Consider the following 15695-nt stretch of genomic DNA (forward strand, 5'->3'; position numbering starts at 1 on the left):
ACTGCCCGAGAGACAAACATGGATTACCTCAAAGCAGCCTGCCCAGACGTCCAGCAGCCATTTGACGTCGTCGTTGTCGGCGAAGCGCTGATCGACGTGGTCACCACCCCGGACAGCCAGGTTGAGCATCCTGGCGGATCGCCCGCCAATGTCGCCTATGGCCTCGGTCTCCTGGGGGTCACCACGGGCCTGCTCACGGCCATCGCCCCCGATGCACGGGGAAAAGCTATAGAGAACCACCTCCAACGGGCAGGAGTAACACTTCTGCCCGGATCAACGTCCCTCATCCGCACCCCAACAGCGACCGCAACCCTCGGACCCGACGGATCCGCCGCATACGACTTCGACATCCGCTGGCAGCTGCCAAGAGCAACGCCTGCCTGTTTCCCCCAAATCCTGCACACCGGTTCCATCGCCACCTTCCTCAACCCCGGCGCCGGTGCCGTCAAAACCCTGCTCGAACAAGCCCACAAGCATTGCACCATCACCTACGACCCGAACATCAGGCCATCGCTGCTTGGCAGCCACGCCGAAGCGAAGGCAACCTTCGAAGCAATCGGCGCACTGACCGACGTCGTTAAACTCAGCGACGAGGACGCCCAGTGGCTCTACCCCGCGAAAACACTGGAAGAAACCGCTGAGCACATCCTCCGCCTCGGCGCCAAGCTGGCGGTGATAACCAAGGGTGCTGCCGGCTCCCAATTCACCTCGCCGTCCGCGAGCATCACCATTCCCGCCGTCAAAGCGACGGTGGCGGACACGATCGGCGCCGGCGACTCCTACATGGCCGCACTGATCCTGGGCCTGCTCACCCGCGGAACCGAGGGCTTTGCCCCCGCCGTCATGGAGCAGCTGGGACGCACAGCAGCCGCAGCAGCGGCCATCACCGTGCAGCGCGCCGGTGCGAACCCGCCCACTCTGGACGAACTGACAGCTGCTGTCGAAGCACACGCCTCCGCATCACCCGCTTTCGCATGCGACCAGGCATAAACAAAACGACCCTGCGGTCAACAAAAGTAAAGGACGCCGTTTACCCTGCTAGGAGGAGCCAACAATGGCGTCTGAAAAGGCACCGGAGCACCAAGCCCCTGCGCATTCGCTGCGGTCCAGCAGGAGGTTTGCGCAACTCACCCTGAACAGCGCCATGGTGACCGAACTGATCGCACTTGGCCAGATGGCGTCGGCCACCCTGGCCGGCTACGACCGGTGTTCATGCTGATCCGTGGAATGGGCCTGTCCGACACCTTGCTGGCCCTGATCCTGCCAGCCATTCCCATAGCATTCGGCACCTTCCTGATGCGCCAGTACTTCCTTGGCCTGCCGAACGACTTCGCCGAAGCAGCCGCCCTGGACGGTGCCGGGCCGTGGCGGATCTTCTGTTCGGTCTACGTCCCCTTGGCGGTCCCCGGCATGGTGATGGTCGGGATCCTCGCCTTCAACTTCCATTGGAACGAATTCTTCCGGCCACTGGTCCTCACCATCAGCGAACAGAATTTCACCCTTCCCCTCGGCCTGGTCACGCTCCAGGGCAACCTCGCCACCGGCAGCATCTCGGTGGTCCTCGCCGGCGTGATCCTGTCCATGCTGCCGGCACTGGTCGTCTTCATCTTCGGCCAACGAACCCGGCGAGAAGGCCTCACCGCCGGCGCCAGCAAATAGCGGTGCTGCAGGAAAGAAACACGTTCACGCAGTGTGGTGCATCATCTGGGGACGGCACGGCCAGAAGTTCCCGCGCCTATCTCGTCCGGCGCGGTATCAAGATGAGGGCCCTTCATGTCGCCCCGCTCCCCCGGCGAATGCATAGATGTAAGGCCACCGCCGGCCCACCGGACATAACCTGAACGAGGAAGGTCCAGACCCCCTCTCACGGCAGGTGGACCAGAGCGACGATACTCAAACTATCTGACAAAGTTAAAGCAAAAAGCCCCTTCGACGAGGGGATTTGCTGTGCCCGAGGTGGGACTCGAACTACATTCCAGCCCTTGAAAACACTGGGAAGCCGCGAAAACATGCCGAATCCGGGGCAGTTCGAAGACGGTAAGAGCCGATCCGGAGCCAAGGGTGTGGACAATGTCCACACCCTCTTTTGAGCTTCCTTCGACGCGCTAAGTGCCTCTCGTTGCCCGTGTCCAAGCTCCGGCCTGAGCAGCTGACAGGAGTCAGCATGGCACCAGTTCGTGGAGCATGCCCGCGCTCTTGGTGTCGACATCGGCTGCTGCCGACGCCAAAAGCGCAGGAGTTCCCTATTCGTGTTGTTGGCGTGTCAGGCCGAATGGAACGGCTGGGTGGGCCCGCACGATGTACCGGCCGGGCGCTACCCTGGTCACCATGATCCCGGTTTGGTGACGGATGGCTGCGTCCCTGATCGCCTTGATGGCCTCGGTCAAGGCGTGGTCCACGTCGGAGCTGTCGTTAACGTTGACCTCGACCATGCCGGGAGAGGTTTGTCGCTGCATCGCCGTTGTCATGGTTTCAGAGCGACGGTCGTCGCGGAGGGCAGGTCCGTGACGGAGAAGCCGGCCCGGAGCTGATAATTGCCGGGGTCGTAGTTCCACCCATTGGTCCAGTAAGCAAGTAGACGGGTGGGGATCTGCAGGTCTACTGAGAGATGTTCGCCGGGGCCTGCCCAGACCGGTGCCGACCCGACGAGCCAGCGGACAGGCCGCTCCACAGCGGAGTCTTTCTTCTCTGCATAAACCTGGATGACCTGCTTGCCGGCTCGTTCGCCAGTGTTTGTCAGGGAGACCTTCAGAGGCACGCTGTCACCCGAGGTAACGGGGTCCGCCGGTCCTTCGACGCTGTCGAGGGACCAGGTGGTGTAGCCGAGGCCGTAGCCGAACTCGTAGGCGGGCGTGGCTCCTGCCTTGAGCCAGGCGCGATAGCCGATGTGAATACCCTCGTCGTACCGAAGCTTTCCGTCGGAATCCGGGGTCGTGTTCAGGACCGGCACACTTCCCTGGGTGGCCGGCCAGGTGGTGGGCAGGCGGCCACCCGGCTCGGTCCTGCCCGTGAGGATGTCGGCTAAGGCGTTACCGAACTCCTGGCCGCCGAAATAGCCGATCAGGGTCGATGCGACCTCGTGCCGCCACGGCATGATGACTGGCGAGCCTGCGTTGACGACCACAATGGTGCGCGGGTTCGCCGCGGCCACGGCGTGCACGAGCCGGTCCTGATAACCGGGCAGGTTCAAGGTGCTACGGTCGTAGCCTTCGGACTCGACCCGGGAGTTTGTACCGACAACGACGACGGCGACGTCCGCTTCCCGCGCGGCATTCGCTGCCTCGATGATGAGCACCTCGGGGTCAAGATCGGCCGGTTCGGTGCCGATGGTGACGCTCAGGGCGTTGTCCAGCGGGCCTGTCCGCTCAGAGGTGTCCAGTTCCACCAGGACGTCCAAAGCAACCCCTGCGGTGACGGGGATTTCGACGGTTGATGACGGCGGGGCGAGGAAGGATTCCGCAATGTCTTTGCCGTGCACCTCGATGTTGGCTTCGTGGACCAGGACTCCGTTGACGTGAATTCGTGCTCGGCCGACGGTGGCGGCGCCCAGGCGAATGGATCCTGTTTCCTCCGGTGTGTAGCTGGTGTGCAGCCGGACAGTGGAGGATTCCCGGATGGGGGCGTCTCCGCCGAACCAGACGAGGGCACTGGACCGGCGCTCTTCGGTGAACAGCTCGTTGCCGTCGGCGTCGAGGAACGCAACCCGCAGACCGGGTGCGCCGGTGGCGGGGTTGGTCATCTGCGCCAGGGGCAGTTCGGCCACGCCTTCCTGGACGATGGCCCCGGTGCTGAACGTGACGTTCTCTGCACCGAACGCGGCGCGTATCCCATCAAGAGGGGTGACAACCTTCTCCGGCAGCACGGTCGCGGACCCACCACCTTGGGTCCGGGCGTACTTGGCATTATGTCCGATCACTGCGATCGTGCCCACTGCGGCTGGGTCCAGCGGCAGCACGCCGTCGTTCTTCACCATCACAGTCCCCGCAGCGGAGGCTTCCCGGGTGAAAGCCACCAGGTCCTCCCGATCCACGGGCACGGCGCTGACAGGTTCGAACCCTTCAAGGGCGCCGACCCGGGCGGCGAGCTGCAGGATCCGCAGGACCTTCCGGTCGATGCTGGCTTCATCAACTTCCCCTGACCGAACTGCTGCAACCAGTGCATCACCCCAGGGACCATCGGGTCCCGGCATGACGAGGTCCTGAGAAGCCTTGGCGGCATCGACGCTGCGCACGGCGGTCCAGTCGCTGATCACGACCCCGTCGAAACCCCATTCACTGTTCAACGGCGTTTCGAGGAGATCGTTCTCGGTTGCCGTGGTCCCGTTGATCGAATTGTAGGCACTCATCACCAACCAGGCGCGCGACTCGACGACGGCTTTCTCGAACGCCAGCAGGTACAACTCGCGCAGGGGACGCTCGTCCACGATGGCGTCCACTGTGAACCGGTCGGTTTCCGAATCGTTGGCGACATAGTGTTTCGGGGTCGCCCCGACACCGTTGCGCTGAACGCCTGCGACATAGGCCGCCGCAAGATCGGCGGTGAGGACGGGGTCTTCGCTGAAGGCTTCGAAGTGCCGGCCACCCAAGGGCGAACGGTGCAGGTTGATAGTGGGCCCGAGGACCACGTCGACACCCTTGTGCCTCGCCTCGACGGCGGATGCCGCACCGAGACGGTCAGCGATGGCGGGGTCCCAGGTGGAGCTGATGGCTGTGGCGGAGGGGAAATTGATGGAGGGCTGGCGTTCGTCCCATACTTCTCCGCGGACGCCGGTGGGGCCGTCGGAGACCAGGATGCGGCGCAGCCCAATCTTTTCCATCGGCCAGGTGGTCCAAAAGTCGCGGCCGGTCAGCAACTGGACCTTTTCCTCAAGCGTCAGTTGGGGCAGGAGGGCTTGGAGGCGGTCGTCGATGGCTGTGTTGGAAGTTTCCTGTGCGCTGAGCGTTTCCATGGGCTGGTAGCTGTTCCTATGCATTAGTGGAAAGGGTGGGTGCGGGGGCGGTCAGCCCTGCTGGAGTGCTTCCTGGCGGCGGGTTTCGAGGATGTCGCGGACCTTGGTGACGTCCCGGGGATAGCAGCCGTAGAGGGCGGTGAGGACCACTGCATTGACGAGCATCAGGATGACGAGGGTCCAGAGGAACACTGTCTGGATACCGAGCGATGCTGCGAGTGCGCCCGCGCCAAGGGAGAAGACAGCCCAGCCGATGGTTTCGAAGACGGTCAGGAAGATGGCGAAGGCCTGGTTGCGGAGTTCGGGCAGGACGACGGCGGCAACGATAGGGCGGTTCGCTGGCGGGTTGGCGCCCTGCGCGAAGCCCATCAGTGCCCAGAAGATGCCGTAGATGCCGATGTTGTCGTAGTTGAACTGCGTGGCGAAAAACGCGACGACGGCGAAGAGAACCTGCGCACCCTGCAGGTAGGCCACGCGGCCGCGGTCTGGGAGGATGCGGTCGAGCAGTGCCATGAGCCAGCCGCCGCCGGCGGTTCCGGCGAAGTAGCCCAGTCCGAAGGGCAGGAGCACGATGGCGGCCACGGCGTTGGTGAAGTGGCGTTCGGCGACGAGGAACTGAATACCGAAGATCACGATCAGCAGGTGGCCGGACAGCAGGCGGGAGATCATCATGACGGAGAAGGTGGGGATGCGGAACAGGGAGAGCACGGTGCCGGCGGTTACCTTCGGGGCCAGCGTTTCGCGTCCTGAGAGGTCTGCGAGTTGCTTTTCGGACGCGCCCACTCCGGGGTCTTTGAGGAAGAACATGACGAGCAGGCCTGCGGCGATGCAGATGGCGCCAATGGCCCACATGCCGTACCGCCAGCCATCGGTCAGTCCGGTGAAGAGCGCGATGAGGGGGCCGATGAATGAGCTGATGAGGCTGATGAAGCCGTAGAAGTAGCCTGCGGCCTTGCCGCGCTGGCTGTCATCAAAGGAGTCGGCGATGATGGCGTTCGCGATCGGGCTGCCGCCGATGATGGCTGCGGACATCAGGGTGTTGAAGACCAGCAGCTGCACGAAGTCCTGGGAGAAGCCGGCGGCGATTCCGAAGGCGCCGCCGACAAAGGTTGTGGCGACCAGGGCTTTGCGGCGTCCGATTCTTCCTGCCAGCCAGGCCCAGGCGGGACCGGCGGGTACAGCGACGAGTTTGCCCAGGGCTGCCAGCAGCCCGAGGTGGCTGCTTTGCAGCTTAAGCGCCGCTGCGATGGTCGGGAACAGGGTGGTGCTCAGGCCTGCTTCGGTGTTGTCGACGACGGTGACACCGGTCAGGACGGCAAGGTTGCGCCACCGGTGCGGGACGTGGCGGGCCTGGGCTGAGCCTTCCACCGGGGTGGCTGAGCTCGTGTTTTGGACGGGGGTTGTGGGGCTCTGGTGGGTGCTCATTGAAGGGATCCTGTCTTCGTTGCCAGGTGATGGACTGGTTTGAGTGGTGTCAGGCCGTGGGTACGGCGGTGAGTGCTTCGGCAATGGGACCGAGGACGGCTGCCGGGACAGCGGCGACTGCTGCGAGCTGGTGGAGGGTGAGCTGCGCCGGAAGGTTGACCAGTTCGGTGCTGACGAGGTCCGGCAGGTGCCTTTCCAGGACGTTGCGCGCCTGGGGGTCCTGGAGGAGTTCGAGGACCGGGACTGTCAGCGCTGCTCCCCCGCCGGGGAGGGACTCCAGGGCGGGCAGTGGTTCCAGGGCCAGGCGTGCGCGATCGGCCTGCTTCCGGACCAGCAGGTGCTCCCCTGCGGGTTCGCCGACGGCGGGCAGTCCGAGGCGTTCGAACTGGCTTGCAGGAGCTTCGTTGGCGTGCATGAGTTCCACGAGCAGCCGCAGCATGCGCAGTTCCGTCTCATCGTCTGTGAGCGGGTTCTTCTGCTGGGGATCGTTTTCGAGATCAAACAGCAGCGTTCCGTGGGTCCATGGGTTCATGAAGGACCGGGCCTGCACGCACATGGTCCTCAAGCCCTTGGTGAAACCGAACGGTTTGGCGGGTTGCCAATCGGTCAGTTCCGGGACGGCGAAGCGGCTGCGCATGTGGGTGGGCATCAGGGTGTAGTCCTCCAGCGGGGCGTTGCCGGGGTCGGCTGCAGCGCGCATGTAGACGTACCGGCCGTCGGTGACGTTGACGTGGCCACCATGGATCCCGAACAAGGCAGCGTCACGGACTTCAGCGGAGTCGTCTTCCATAACCAGGGCGAGGTCCTGCCCCTGCATGTCCGGGGTGGGTTCGAGGCCGAAGTAGCGCAGCATGGTGGGGGCGATGTCAATGGTCTGTGCCAGGGCTCCCCTGCGGACGTCGCGGCCGGCGGTGCGGGGATCCCAGAGGAACATCGGCAGGTGGACCAGTTCGTTGAACCAGGGCTGGACGGATTTGGCCCACCAGCCGTGCTCGCCCAGCAGGAAACCGTGGTCGGTGTTGACCAGCAGGAGGGTGTCCTCCCAGAGGTTGTCCTTGTCCATCGCGTCGAGGATCCGGCCGAGGGACTTGTCGCACATGGAAACCAGCGCCGCGTACTCGTAGCGGGCGTGCTCCACCTGGTCCGGTGATTCGCTGACCTTTTGGTAGCCGGGCCAGTCGAACTCCGGTCCGTCGTACTGGTGCGGGTACATCGCCTTGTAGGCCTCGTGGGTGAAGAACGGCTCATGGGGGTCGAACAGCTCAATTTGGAGCATCCACTTGTCCGCGTCCTTGTTCACGTCGAGAAAGTGAAGCCCGGCGTCAACGGTCCTGGTCTGTGAGTGTTCCTCTTCCGTTGCCATGTAGGAACGGTTGATCAGGTCCTGCCGCTTCATCTGCGACCGCCAGTCCCCGCCATCGATTGCCGGCTCAACGACGCCCTTCCAGGGATCGCCTTCCTGGCCGCGGAAGAATTCCCACGTGCTGTAGCGGGGGTGGTAGGTGGCGCCGCCGTCCTCCCAGTAGTGCGGATGGTCGGACACCAGGTGGGTGTGGACGCCGGCCTGCTTCAGAAGCTCGGGCATGGAGTCGTCAAAGGGCTCGAGCGGTCCCCAGGAGCGGTGCAGGAAGTTGTACCGGCCCGTGTGCATTTCCCGTCGAGCGGGCATGCACGGCATGGACCCGGCGTAGAAGTTGTCGAAGGTCGTCGCCTTGGCCGCGAGCCGGGCGAAGTTGGGTGCCTGCACGATGGTGTCGGCTGCGTAGGGGGAAAGCATGTGCCGGTTGAGGCTGTCGAACATCAGGATGATGGCCCGCATGGGAATCCTTTCAGATACAAAAAGTAAGGTGGGCAGAGCAGACGTGCGATCAAGCCGCCGTCAGTTTCAGGAAACCGGGTGCCAGGGAAGGATCCGCGGGTTTGTCAGCGGGGTTCTGCTGGGAGCTCATCCCCGGGCAGTGCGGTGAGTGAGCGGGAAGACAACTTCCCGTCCAGCAGATCGCGGCGGAGCTCGATCATGGCAGTGACATGGGCGTCGACGGCCGCAGCACCCATCAGATGCATGCGCTCCCCCACGGCATTGGCAAGTTCGGCGTCAAACGGGATGGTCGGGGCCCAGACCTGCCTCCGGTCGCGGTTGCGGTACCGGGCAATTTCTGACTGCCGAGTCTCGATTTCGGTATCGAGGATGTGGAGAAGCTGTTCAGCGCTCATGAACCCCGAGAAGGTCAGACGAACACTCAGTTCGGGATCCTGAAAGCGCGACGGCGGCTGGTACGGTCCCGTGAGCCAGTCAAGGAAGACGGTGGCCCCTTCCTGCGTCACCCGGTAGGTCTTCGCATCCTGGGCGCCGGGACGGGGATCGAGCTCATGCGTAACCCAGCCCTGTTTTTCCATGCTGTTCAGCGAACGGTACACCTGGCTCATCTGGGTGTTGGAGCGCAGGAAGCGGCCGTGGGTGTCGAGGTACTTTTTGAGGTCGTACCCGGTGCTGGGGTGCTCGAGGAGCACTCCGAGGAGGATGCTCTCCATCTTCATTGATGCCTCCGAAGATCTGTTGGGTCGTGAGGTGGATCACCTCGCCTTCATCGAGGATGACACAAGTGGAATCGTCCGTCAATAGTACTTGTGGAATGGTTACTCGCGGCCGCATAGTAGAGAAGGCTCCAAGGGAGTACCCGACAGGGGACCCCGCCTAACTGCAGGAGGACCATGGACTGCCACAACCCGGGGACCAGCCCCAGTTGCTGCACGCCCAACGGCGAAGCAAGTACCCGCCCGGCCACAAAGCAAGACATGGAACCAGCCGTCTCGGCCTCGCCAAAAGGGCCCTCGACAGCAGCACCCATACATCAGGAGGCGGCAGTCCCGGCAGGTGCGTTCCTCATGGGCGACGCATTCGGAGAAGGCTACCCGAGCGACGGGGAAGGCCCTATCCACGAGGTGGAGCTGGAGGCGTTCAGGATTGATGCGACGGCGGTGACGAACGGAATGTTCGCGGCGTTCGTGGGCGCCACGGGTTACCGCACGGAGGCGGAGCAGTACGGCAGCTCGGCAGTCTTCCACCTCCTCGTCGCAGCGCCGGAGGCCGACATTCTCGGACGCGCGGCCGGGGCGCCGTGGTGGATCAACGTCCGAGGCGCGGACTGGGCCCACCCAGGGGGGCTGTCCTCTTCCTGGCAGAGCATCCCCGAACACCCGGTCGTTCATGTCTCCTGGAATGACGCGCAGGCGTACTGCCAGTGGGCCGGTCGGCGTCTGCCGACCGAGGCGGAATGGGAATACGCCGCCCGCGGTGGGCTCGAGGGGAAGCGGTACGCGTGGGGTGACGAGCTCACGCCCGGTGGAGAGCATCGCTGCAACAAATGGCAGGGAACATTCCCGACTGCGAACACACAGGATGACGGCTTCCTTGGTACAGCTCCCGTGAAGTCTTTCCCCGCCAACGGCCACGGGCTCTACGAGGTCGCGGGAAACGTATGGGAGTGGTGCAACGACTGGTTCCTTCCGAAGTACTACCGATCATCACCCCGGCAAAACCCCCAGGGTCCAACAATCGGGGCGGGGCGGGTGATGCGTGGCGGTTCCTACCTATGCCACGAGTCCTACTGCAACAGGTACCGCGTCGCCGCCCGCACCTCAAACACGCCTGAATCCTCCAGCGGAAACTGCGGCTTCCGGACGGTGGCAATGTGATAGTGAAGATCAAGGAACCGCGATGGCGGCGCGACGGGGAGATGCCCGATCACCGCTTCTCCCTCGCCAACGAGCGCACCTTTCTCGCCTGGATCCGCACTGCGATGGCCATCCTCGCCGGCGCCATCGCCGTCGACCAACTCACCCCGCAGATCGCCCCACCCCCGGTCCGGATCTTCCTGTGCCTCGTGCTCGCCGTCATCGGTTCAACCTTGGCTTGGGAAGCCTACCGGCGCTGGTCCCTGCAGGAACAAGCCATGCGCCAAAAACAGGAACTCCCCCACGCCTGGCTGCTCGTGGCGATGACGACCGTCGTCGCGCTGGCCGGCACCGTCGTCGCTGTTCTCATCCTCCTCCGGTGACACCACGCGACCCAGGGCTGCAGCCAGAACGGACCGCACTCGCCTGGCGACGCACCTTCCTGGCGATGATCGTCTCCGACTCCCTTATCTGGCGTGCCTGGACAACCTCCCTCGCCTACCACGGCGGTCATATCGCAGGCTCCTCCGTCGGCCTCGGCATCGCGGCAGCCGCAGCCGCAGCCGCGACCGCGGTTCTCGGAGCCTGCATCCTTAAACGCAATGCCAGCCTACGCGACCAAAAGGCACCCAGGGCCGCCGTCCTCCGCACAGCTACCGCTGCCATCATCACCGTGGGTGCCGCCACCATCGCTTCGATACTCCTGGGCACATAAGAGGCATATCGACAGCCCCTGTCCGGCCTCGTGGATCCTGGATTTCTTTTGGAAAAGGCCTCTTGCCCGGCCTCCTTCTGACGGTCTGTGCAACCCCTCCGCACGGGGAATCGGAAGCTCGCCGCAGCGGGTTCATTGGCCCCATGTACAGCACTCCTCTACGCGTCGCCCATCCGGCGACATCCGCCGTTCCTAACGGCGGATGAATACTGAACTGCATATTGTATTGAAAGCTAAACTGGGTTTAGTATGTGATCGACGGCACGCCGTTCTTGCTGGCACCCCGACACGATGAAGTGGATAAGAACGTCCTCCTGATTGCAGTCAAAGCGAACAGCCAGGCCAAGATCAGCAGGGACGATCAACAATGAGAAACAGGTAGTTGCAATTGAAGCCACCAAATGTGCTTTGGATCTCGACGCATGACATCAACCCGGATTTAGGCTGCTACGAAGGCGTCTGGCCTGGAGCCGAGTATGCAGTGACGCCGAATCTCGACCGGCTCGCCGCCGAGGGCGCCCGTTATGACAACGCCTTCGCATCCGCCCCAGTATGCGCCCCAGCGCGCTCGGCGATCATGACCGGCTGCTTTCCGACGGCCATCGGCACGATGCACATGCGCACCAAAGCTGTCCTGCCGCCCGAGGTCCACCTCTTGCCCGAATACTTCCGGCAGGCCGGGTACTACTGCACCAATAACGCCTTCACAGACTTCCAGGTCGTCACACCTCCGACGGTCTTTGATGACTGCAGCAGCACCGCGCACTGGCGAAACCGGCCAACCCCGGAGACCCCGTTCTTCGCTGCCTTCCACGGGATGGCGACCCATGAATCCAGAATCTACCTGGACGAGGAAGCATTCACCGACACCACCCGGAACGTCAAGAAAGAAGACCGTCACGACCCTGGGCAAGCCCCGCTCCCCCCGTGCTACCCGGACACCCTGGTATTCCGCCGGGCCTGGGCGAGATACGCGGACCTCATCACAGAGATGGACCACTGGGTGGGCAACCTCCTGGAGCAGCTGGACGATGACGGACTGGCCGAAAACACCATCGTGGTGTTCTGGAGCGACCACGGCGTCGGCATGCCGCGGGCGAAACGCTGGCCCAACGAAGCTGGTCTCCGCGAACCGCTGATCGTCCGCTGGCCCGGCACAATTCCTCCCGGCACGGTCCGCCCAGAGCTCGTCCACACGATGGACCTTGCTCCTACCATGCTTACTGCAAGTCGGCTCCCTGTGCCTGCACACATGCATGGAGTCCCGCTGTTCGACCATGATGGAACATTCGTCGAGGAACCGAACCAGTTTGTTTTCGCGGGAAGGGACCGCATGGACGAGGCCGAGGACACCTCCCGTTCCGTGAGAGACCGCCGCTACCGATACATCCGGCATTACCACCCAGACCGCTCCGCGATGGAGCACCTGAAGTACACAGACCACCTGGCTACCTGGGAGGAATTCCGGAGCCTGGCCTCCCAAGAGGCCGAACAGCTGGAACACGGACTGACCCCGGACCTGTTGACGGATCTACAGCGCAGTGTCGTTGCGGCCAACCGACCCTCCGAGGAACTCTATGACGTCATCGCCGATCCTTACGAAACAACCAACCTCGTCGCAGACCAGGAGCACACGCACCCCCTCCAGCGGCTGCGCTCAGCACTCGCTCACTGGCAGGAACAATACGGCGACCTGGGAATGGTGCCTGAACGTGAATTGATGAACCAGTGGAGACCGGCAGGGCGGTCGCAGCAAACGGATGCCCCTGAGCTGATGCTCACCGCGGATGGCCTTCGGGCTGTCTGCGCAACGGAAGGTGCCTCCATCGGATGGACAGTCGACCATCCCGGCGGCCAGGTAACCCCTCTTGCCCCGTTGGAGGAGATAACTGGAGCCCCGCAACAGGATGGCCGGCGCTGGCAGCTATATACAGGACCGGTCCGGCTGCCGGAAGGAACCAAACTGTGGGTCCGCGCCTGGCGTCTGGGTTTCGAACCAAGTGTCGAGGTCCCCGTGATCTTCAGCGGACAAGCTGCATCAGCTACTTAGACCACACGTGCGATCTAAACCAAAGGAAATCTCATGACCGAACACGCCACGCACGACTCCGTCGCGCAGGAACACCACGTTCCCGAGCCCACCCCCGAGGAGGCTGCCCAGCTGGAGCAGCTGTACAAGGATTTCGACAAGGAGAACCTGATTCCGCTGTGGACGGAGATCGCGGACCTGATGCCCATGGTCCCGTCACCGAAGGCGGTGTCGCATGTGTGGCGGTGGGATGACCTGTACCCGCTGGCCGCCCGCGCCGGGGACCTGGTGCCGGTGGGCCGCGGCGGGGAACGGCGTGCGATCGCACTGGCCAACCCGGGCCTGGCCGGCACCCCGTATGCTACCCCCACGCTGTGGGCCGCCATCCAGTACCTGGGCGGCCGCGAAACCGCACCCGAGCACCGCCACTCGCAGAACGCCTTCCGCTTCGTCGTCGAGGGCGAGGGCGTGTGGACCGTGGTGAACGGTGACCCGGTCCGGATGTCCCGCGGCGACTTCCTGCTCACCCCGGGCTGGAACTTCCACGGCCACCACAACGACACCGATGAGCCGATGGCCTGGATCGACGGACTGGACATCCCATTCGTCCACTACGCCGATGCCGGATTCTTCGAGTTCGGCACCGAACGCGTCACGGACGAGGCCACCCCGGACATCTCCCGCTCCGAACGGCTCTGGGCCCACCCCGGCCTGCGCCCGCTCTCCGGCCTGGATGAGACCACCAACTCCCCCATCGCCGCCTACCGGTGGAAGTACACCGACGCCGCCCTCCGCGAACAACTCCTCCTGGAGGACGAGGGCCACCCCGCCACCGTGTCCCAGGGCCACGCCGCCGTCCGCTACACCAACCCCACCACCGGCGGGGACGTCATGCCCACCATCCGGGCCGAGTTCCACCGCCTGCGCGCCGGCGCCTGGACCGAGACCGTCCGCGAGGTGGGCTCCAGTGTCTGGCAGGTCTTCGAGGGCACCGGCACCGTGACCCTCAACGGCGAAACCCGGGTCCTGGCCAAGGGCGACCTGTTCGTGGTCCCGTCCTGGGCCGCGTGGTCCCTGCAGGCCGAATCCGAGTTTGATTTGTTCCGGTTCAGCGACGCGCCCATCTTTGAGCGCCTGAACTTCAACCGCACCTACATCGAAGGACGCACCAAGTAATGAAACTCCTCACCCTCCGCACCGCTGACGGCACCAAGGCGGTCCGCCAGGACGGCGACACCCTCACCGAAATCCCGGGCTTCTCCGACGTCGGAGCCCTGCTGAAGGACCCCAACTGGGAAACCACGGCGAAGGCGGCCAACGGCGCAACCCATGCCCTGGACGGCGCCGACCTCGCCGCCGTCGTGCCTTCCCCCGGCAAGATCATCTGCGTGGGCCACAACTACCGCAACCACATCAAGGAAATGGGCCGGGAAGTTCCCGAGCACCCCACCCTGTTCGCCAAGTACGCCGAATCCCTGATCGGTCCCAACGACGACCTCGCGCTGCCTCAGGAATCGGACACCGTGGACTGGGAAGCCGAGCTCGCCGTCGTCATCGGCAAGGCCGGCCGCCGCATCCCCGAAGCCGAAGCCGCAGACCACATCGCCGGGTACTCCGTGCTCAACGACGTCTCCATGCGCGACTACCAGTTCCGCACCATCCAGTGGCTCCAGGGCAAAACCTGGGAGAAGTCCACCCCGTTCGGACCCGCCCTGGTCACCAAGGACGAATTCACCGCCGGCCCGCTGATGACCTCCGCCGTGGACGGGGAAGTCCAGCAGTCCACCCCCACCTCGGACCTGGTGTTCACCCCCGAATTCCTCGTCTCCTACATCAGCACCATCATCACCCTGAACCCCGGCGACGTCATCGCCACCGGCACCCCCGGCGGCGTGGGCCACGCCCAGGACCCCAAGCGCTACCTGCAGGAAGGCCAGGTCCTGGTGACCACCATCGAGGGCCTGGGCCAGCTGACCAACCGCGTGGTCAAGGAAGCCTGATGGTCGCCCGGCACGACCAGACCACCGACCCGGTCCTGCTCGACGGGCTGCTCCAGGCCCGGCGCGGCACCGCGTTCTTTGCCCGCAAGCTCAACGAGCTGGCCGACGCGGACCTGGACGGCGCCTCGCTGCTGCCGGGCTGGACCCGGCGGCACGTTGTTTCCCACGTGGGCTACAACGCCCGGGCCATCGCCCGGCTGGTGGAGTGGGCGGCCACCGGGGTGGAGACCCCGATGTACCCGTCGGTGGAGGTCCGGAACCACGAGATCGATTTCGGCGCCACCCTCTCGCCAATCGCGCTGCGGAACCTGTTCGACCACTCCGCAGTGCATTTGAACGTCGAATGGCGCGACCTGCCGGCGGACAACTGGCACCACAAGGTCAAAACCGTCCAGGGCAGGACCGTCCCGGCTGAGGAAACCGTCTGGATGCGCACCCGGGAAGTCTGGGTGCACGCCGTGGACCTGGACAACGGGGCATCCTTCACCGACATCCCGGCACCGGTCCTGGCCCGGCTGCTCAAGGACATCACCGGAGCCTGGCACACCCGTGGCACTGACAAGGACCTGGTAGTCGAGGTCACCGGCCAGCCCTCAGCCATGGTCTTCGGGGACACCGCAGCCACCTCACCCACCGTGGTCTCCGGCACCCTGCCCGCCATCACCCAATGGGCCACCGGCCGCGGCACCCACGGAACCACCGCAACCCGCGACGGCGAACCAGTCACCCCGGCACGGTCGGCGCCCAAGTGGATCTAGCACCCGGGCGCTGAAGCAGGCCAGCGGTAAGCAAGCGGACGACGGCGGAAGCCTCCCGCCGTCGTCCGCTTAGTTATTAAGCTGCCGGGCGGCTTAGCCGGCGATGGCTACACTGCCGACCAGCCGCCGTCGGAGGCGACAAAGG

General features: G+C 64.4%; 13 protein-coding genes and 1 pseudogene. 9 read left to right on the forward strand and 5 right to left on the reverse strand.

Annotated features, from left to right (window positions below):
- The first annotated feature begins 18 nt into the window (after positions 1-18).
- Positions 19-990: a carbohydrate kinase family protein gene (locus tag J2T23_RS02495; protein ID WP_307356800.1), complete on the forward strand. Its 972-nt coding sequence runs from the start codon at positions 19-21 to the stop codon at positions 988-990.
- Between the two features lie 136 nt (positions 991-1126).
- Positions 1127-1659, forward strand: a pseudogene (locus tag J2T23_RS02500) (carbohydrate ABC transporter permease); the annotation flags it as partial.
- A 584-nt stretch (positions 1660-2243) separates the two neighbouring features.
- Here J2T23_RS02500 and J2T23_RS02505 read toward each other — a convergent pair.
- The 5 genes from J2T23_RS02505 to J2T23_RS02525 all read right to left on the reverse strand — a co-directional run bounded on the left by J2T23_RS02505 (position 2244) and on the right by J2T23_RS02525 (position 8911).
- Entirely contained in the window at positions 2244-2456 is a 213-nt protein-coding gene (locus J2T23_RS02505) for a hypothetical protein (RefSeq protein WP_307356802.1), read from the reverse strand.
- Positions 2457-2464: 8 nt separating this feature from the next.
- On the reverse strand, positions 2465-4948 hold the full coding sequence (locus J2T23_RS02510) for a beta-glucosidase (protein WP_307356804.1): 2484 nt from the start codon (positions 4946-4948) through the stop codon (positions 2465-2467).
- A gap of 51 nt (positions 4949-4999) precedes the next feature.
- Positions 5000-6373, reverse strand: coding sequence for an MFS transporter (locus J2T23_RS02515; RefSeq protein WP_307356806.1), 1374 nt, complete (start codon positions 6371-6373; stop codon positions 5000-5002).
- 49 nt (positions 6374-6422) lie between these two features.
- Positions 6423-8192 (reverse strand): sulfatase, encoded by a 1770-nt coding sequence (locus tag J2T23_RS02520; protein WP_307356807.1) that lies wholly within the window; start codon positions 8190-8192, stop codon positions 6423-6425.
- Between the two features lie 104 nt (positions 8193-8296).
- Positions 8297-8911 (reverse strand): PadR family transcriptional regulator, encoded by a 615-nt coding sequence (locus J2T23_RS02525; protein WP_307356809.1) that lies wholly within the window; start codon positions 8909-8911, stop codon positions 8297-8299.
- Positions 8912-9169: 258 nt separating this feature from the next.
- On the opposite strand from J2T23_RS02525, the gene J2T23_RS02530 reads away from it, so the two are divergent.
- The 7 genes from J2T23_RS02530 (at position 9170) to J2T23_RS02560 (ending at position 15550) form a co-directional block, all read left to right on the forward strand.
- Positions 9170-10069 carry a formylglycine-generating enzyme family protein gene (locus tag J2T23_RS02530; protein ID WP_307356811.1) on the forward strand — a complete coding sequence of 300 codons (900 nt, stop codon included), beginning with the start codon at positions 9170-9172 and terminating at the stop codon, positions 10067-10069.
- Between the two features lie 2 nt (positions 10070-10071).
- Positions 10072-10431: a YidH family protein gene (locus J2T23_RS02535; protein WP_307356813.1), complete on the forward strand. Its 360-nt coding sequence runs from the start codon at positions 10072-10074 to the stop codon at positions 10429-10431.
- The gene (locus J2T23_RS02540; protein ID WP_307356815.1) at positions 10428-10763 is read left to right on the forward strand and encodes a DUF202 domain-containing protein; all 336 of its coding nucleotides are present in this window, start codon (positions 10428-10430) and stop codon (positions 10761-10763) included. The genes J2T23_RS02535 and J2T23_RS02540 overlap by 4 nt, the downstream gene beginning before the upstream one ends.
- A gap of 403 nt (positions 10764-11166) precedes the next feature.
- Positions 11167-12813, forward strand: coding sequence for a sulfatase family protein (locus J2T23_RS02545; RefSeq protein WP_307356817.1), 1647 nt, complete (start codon positions 11167-11169; stop codon positions 12811-12813).
- A 33-nt stretch (positions 12814-12846) separates the two neighbouring features.
- Positions 12847-13968, forward strand: a complete 1122-nt coding sequence (locus tag J2T23_RS02550; protein WP_307356819.1) for a cupin domain-containing protein — start codon at positions 12847-12849, stop codon at positions 13966-13968.
- Positions 13968-14792 carry a fumarylacetoacetate hydrolase family protein gene (locus tag J2T23_RS02555; RefSeq protein ID WP_307356821.1) on the forward strand — a complete coding sequence of 275 codons (825 nt, stop codon included), beginning with the start codon at positions 13968-13970 and terminating at the stop codon, positions 14790-14792. The genes J2T23_RS02550 and J2T23_RS02555 overlap by 1 nt, the downstream gene beginning before the upstream one ends.
- Positions 14792-15550, forward strand: coding sequence for a maleylpyruvate isomerase family mycothiol-dependent enzyme (locus J2T23_RS02560; RefSeq protein WP_307356823.1), 759 nt, complete (start codon positions 14792-14794; stop codon positions 15548-15550). Before J2T23_RS02555 ends, J2T23_RS02560 begins: the two co-directional genes overlap by 1 nt.
- Positions 15551-15695 lie beyond the last annotated feature (145 nt).

This window comes from Pseudarthrobacter niigatensis, from assembly GCF_030812615.1.
Classification (GTDB): Bacteria; Actinomycetota; Actinomycetes; order Actinomycetales; family Micrococcaceae; genus Arthrobacter; species Arthrobacter niigatensis.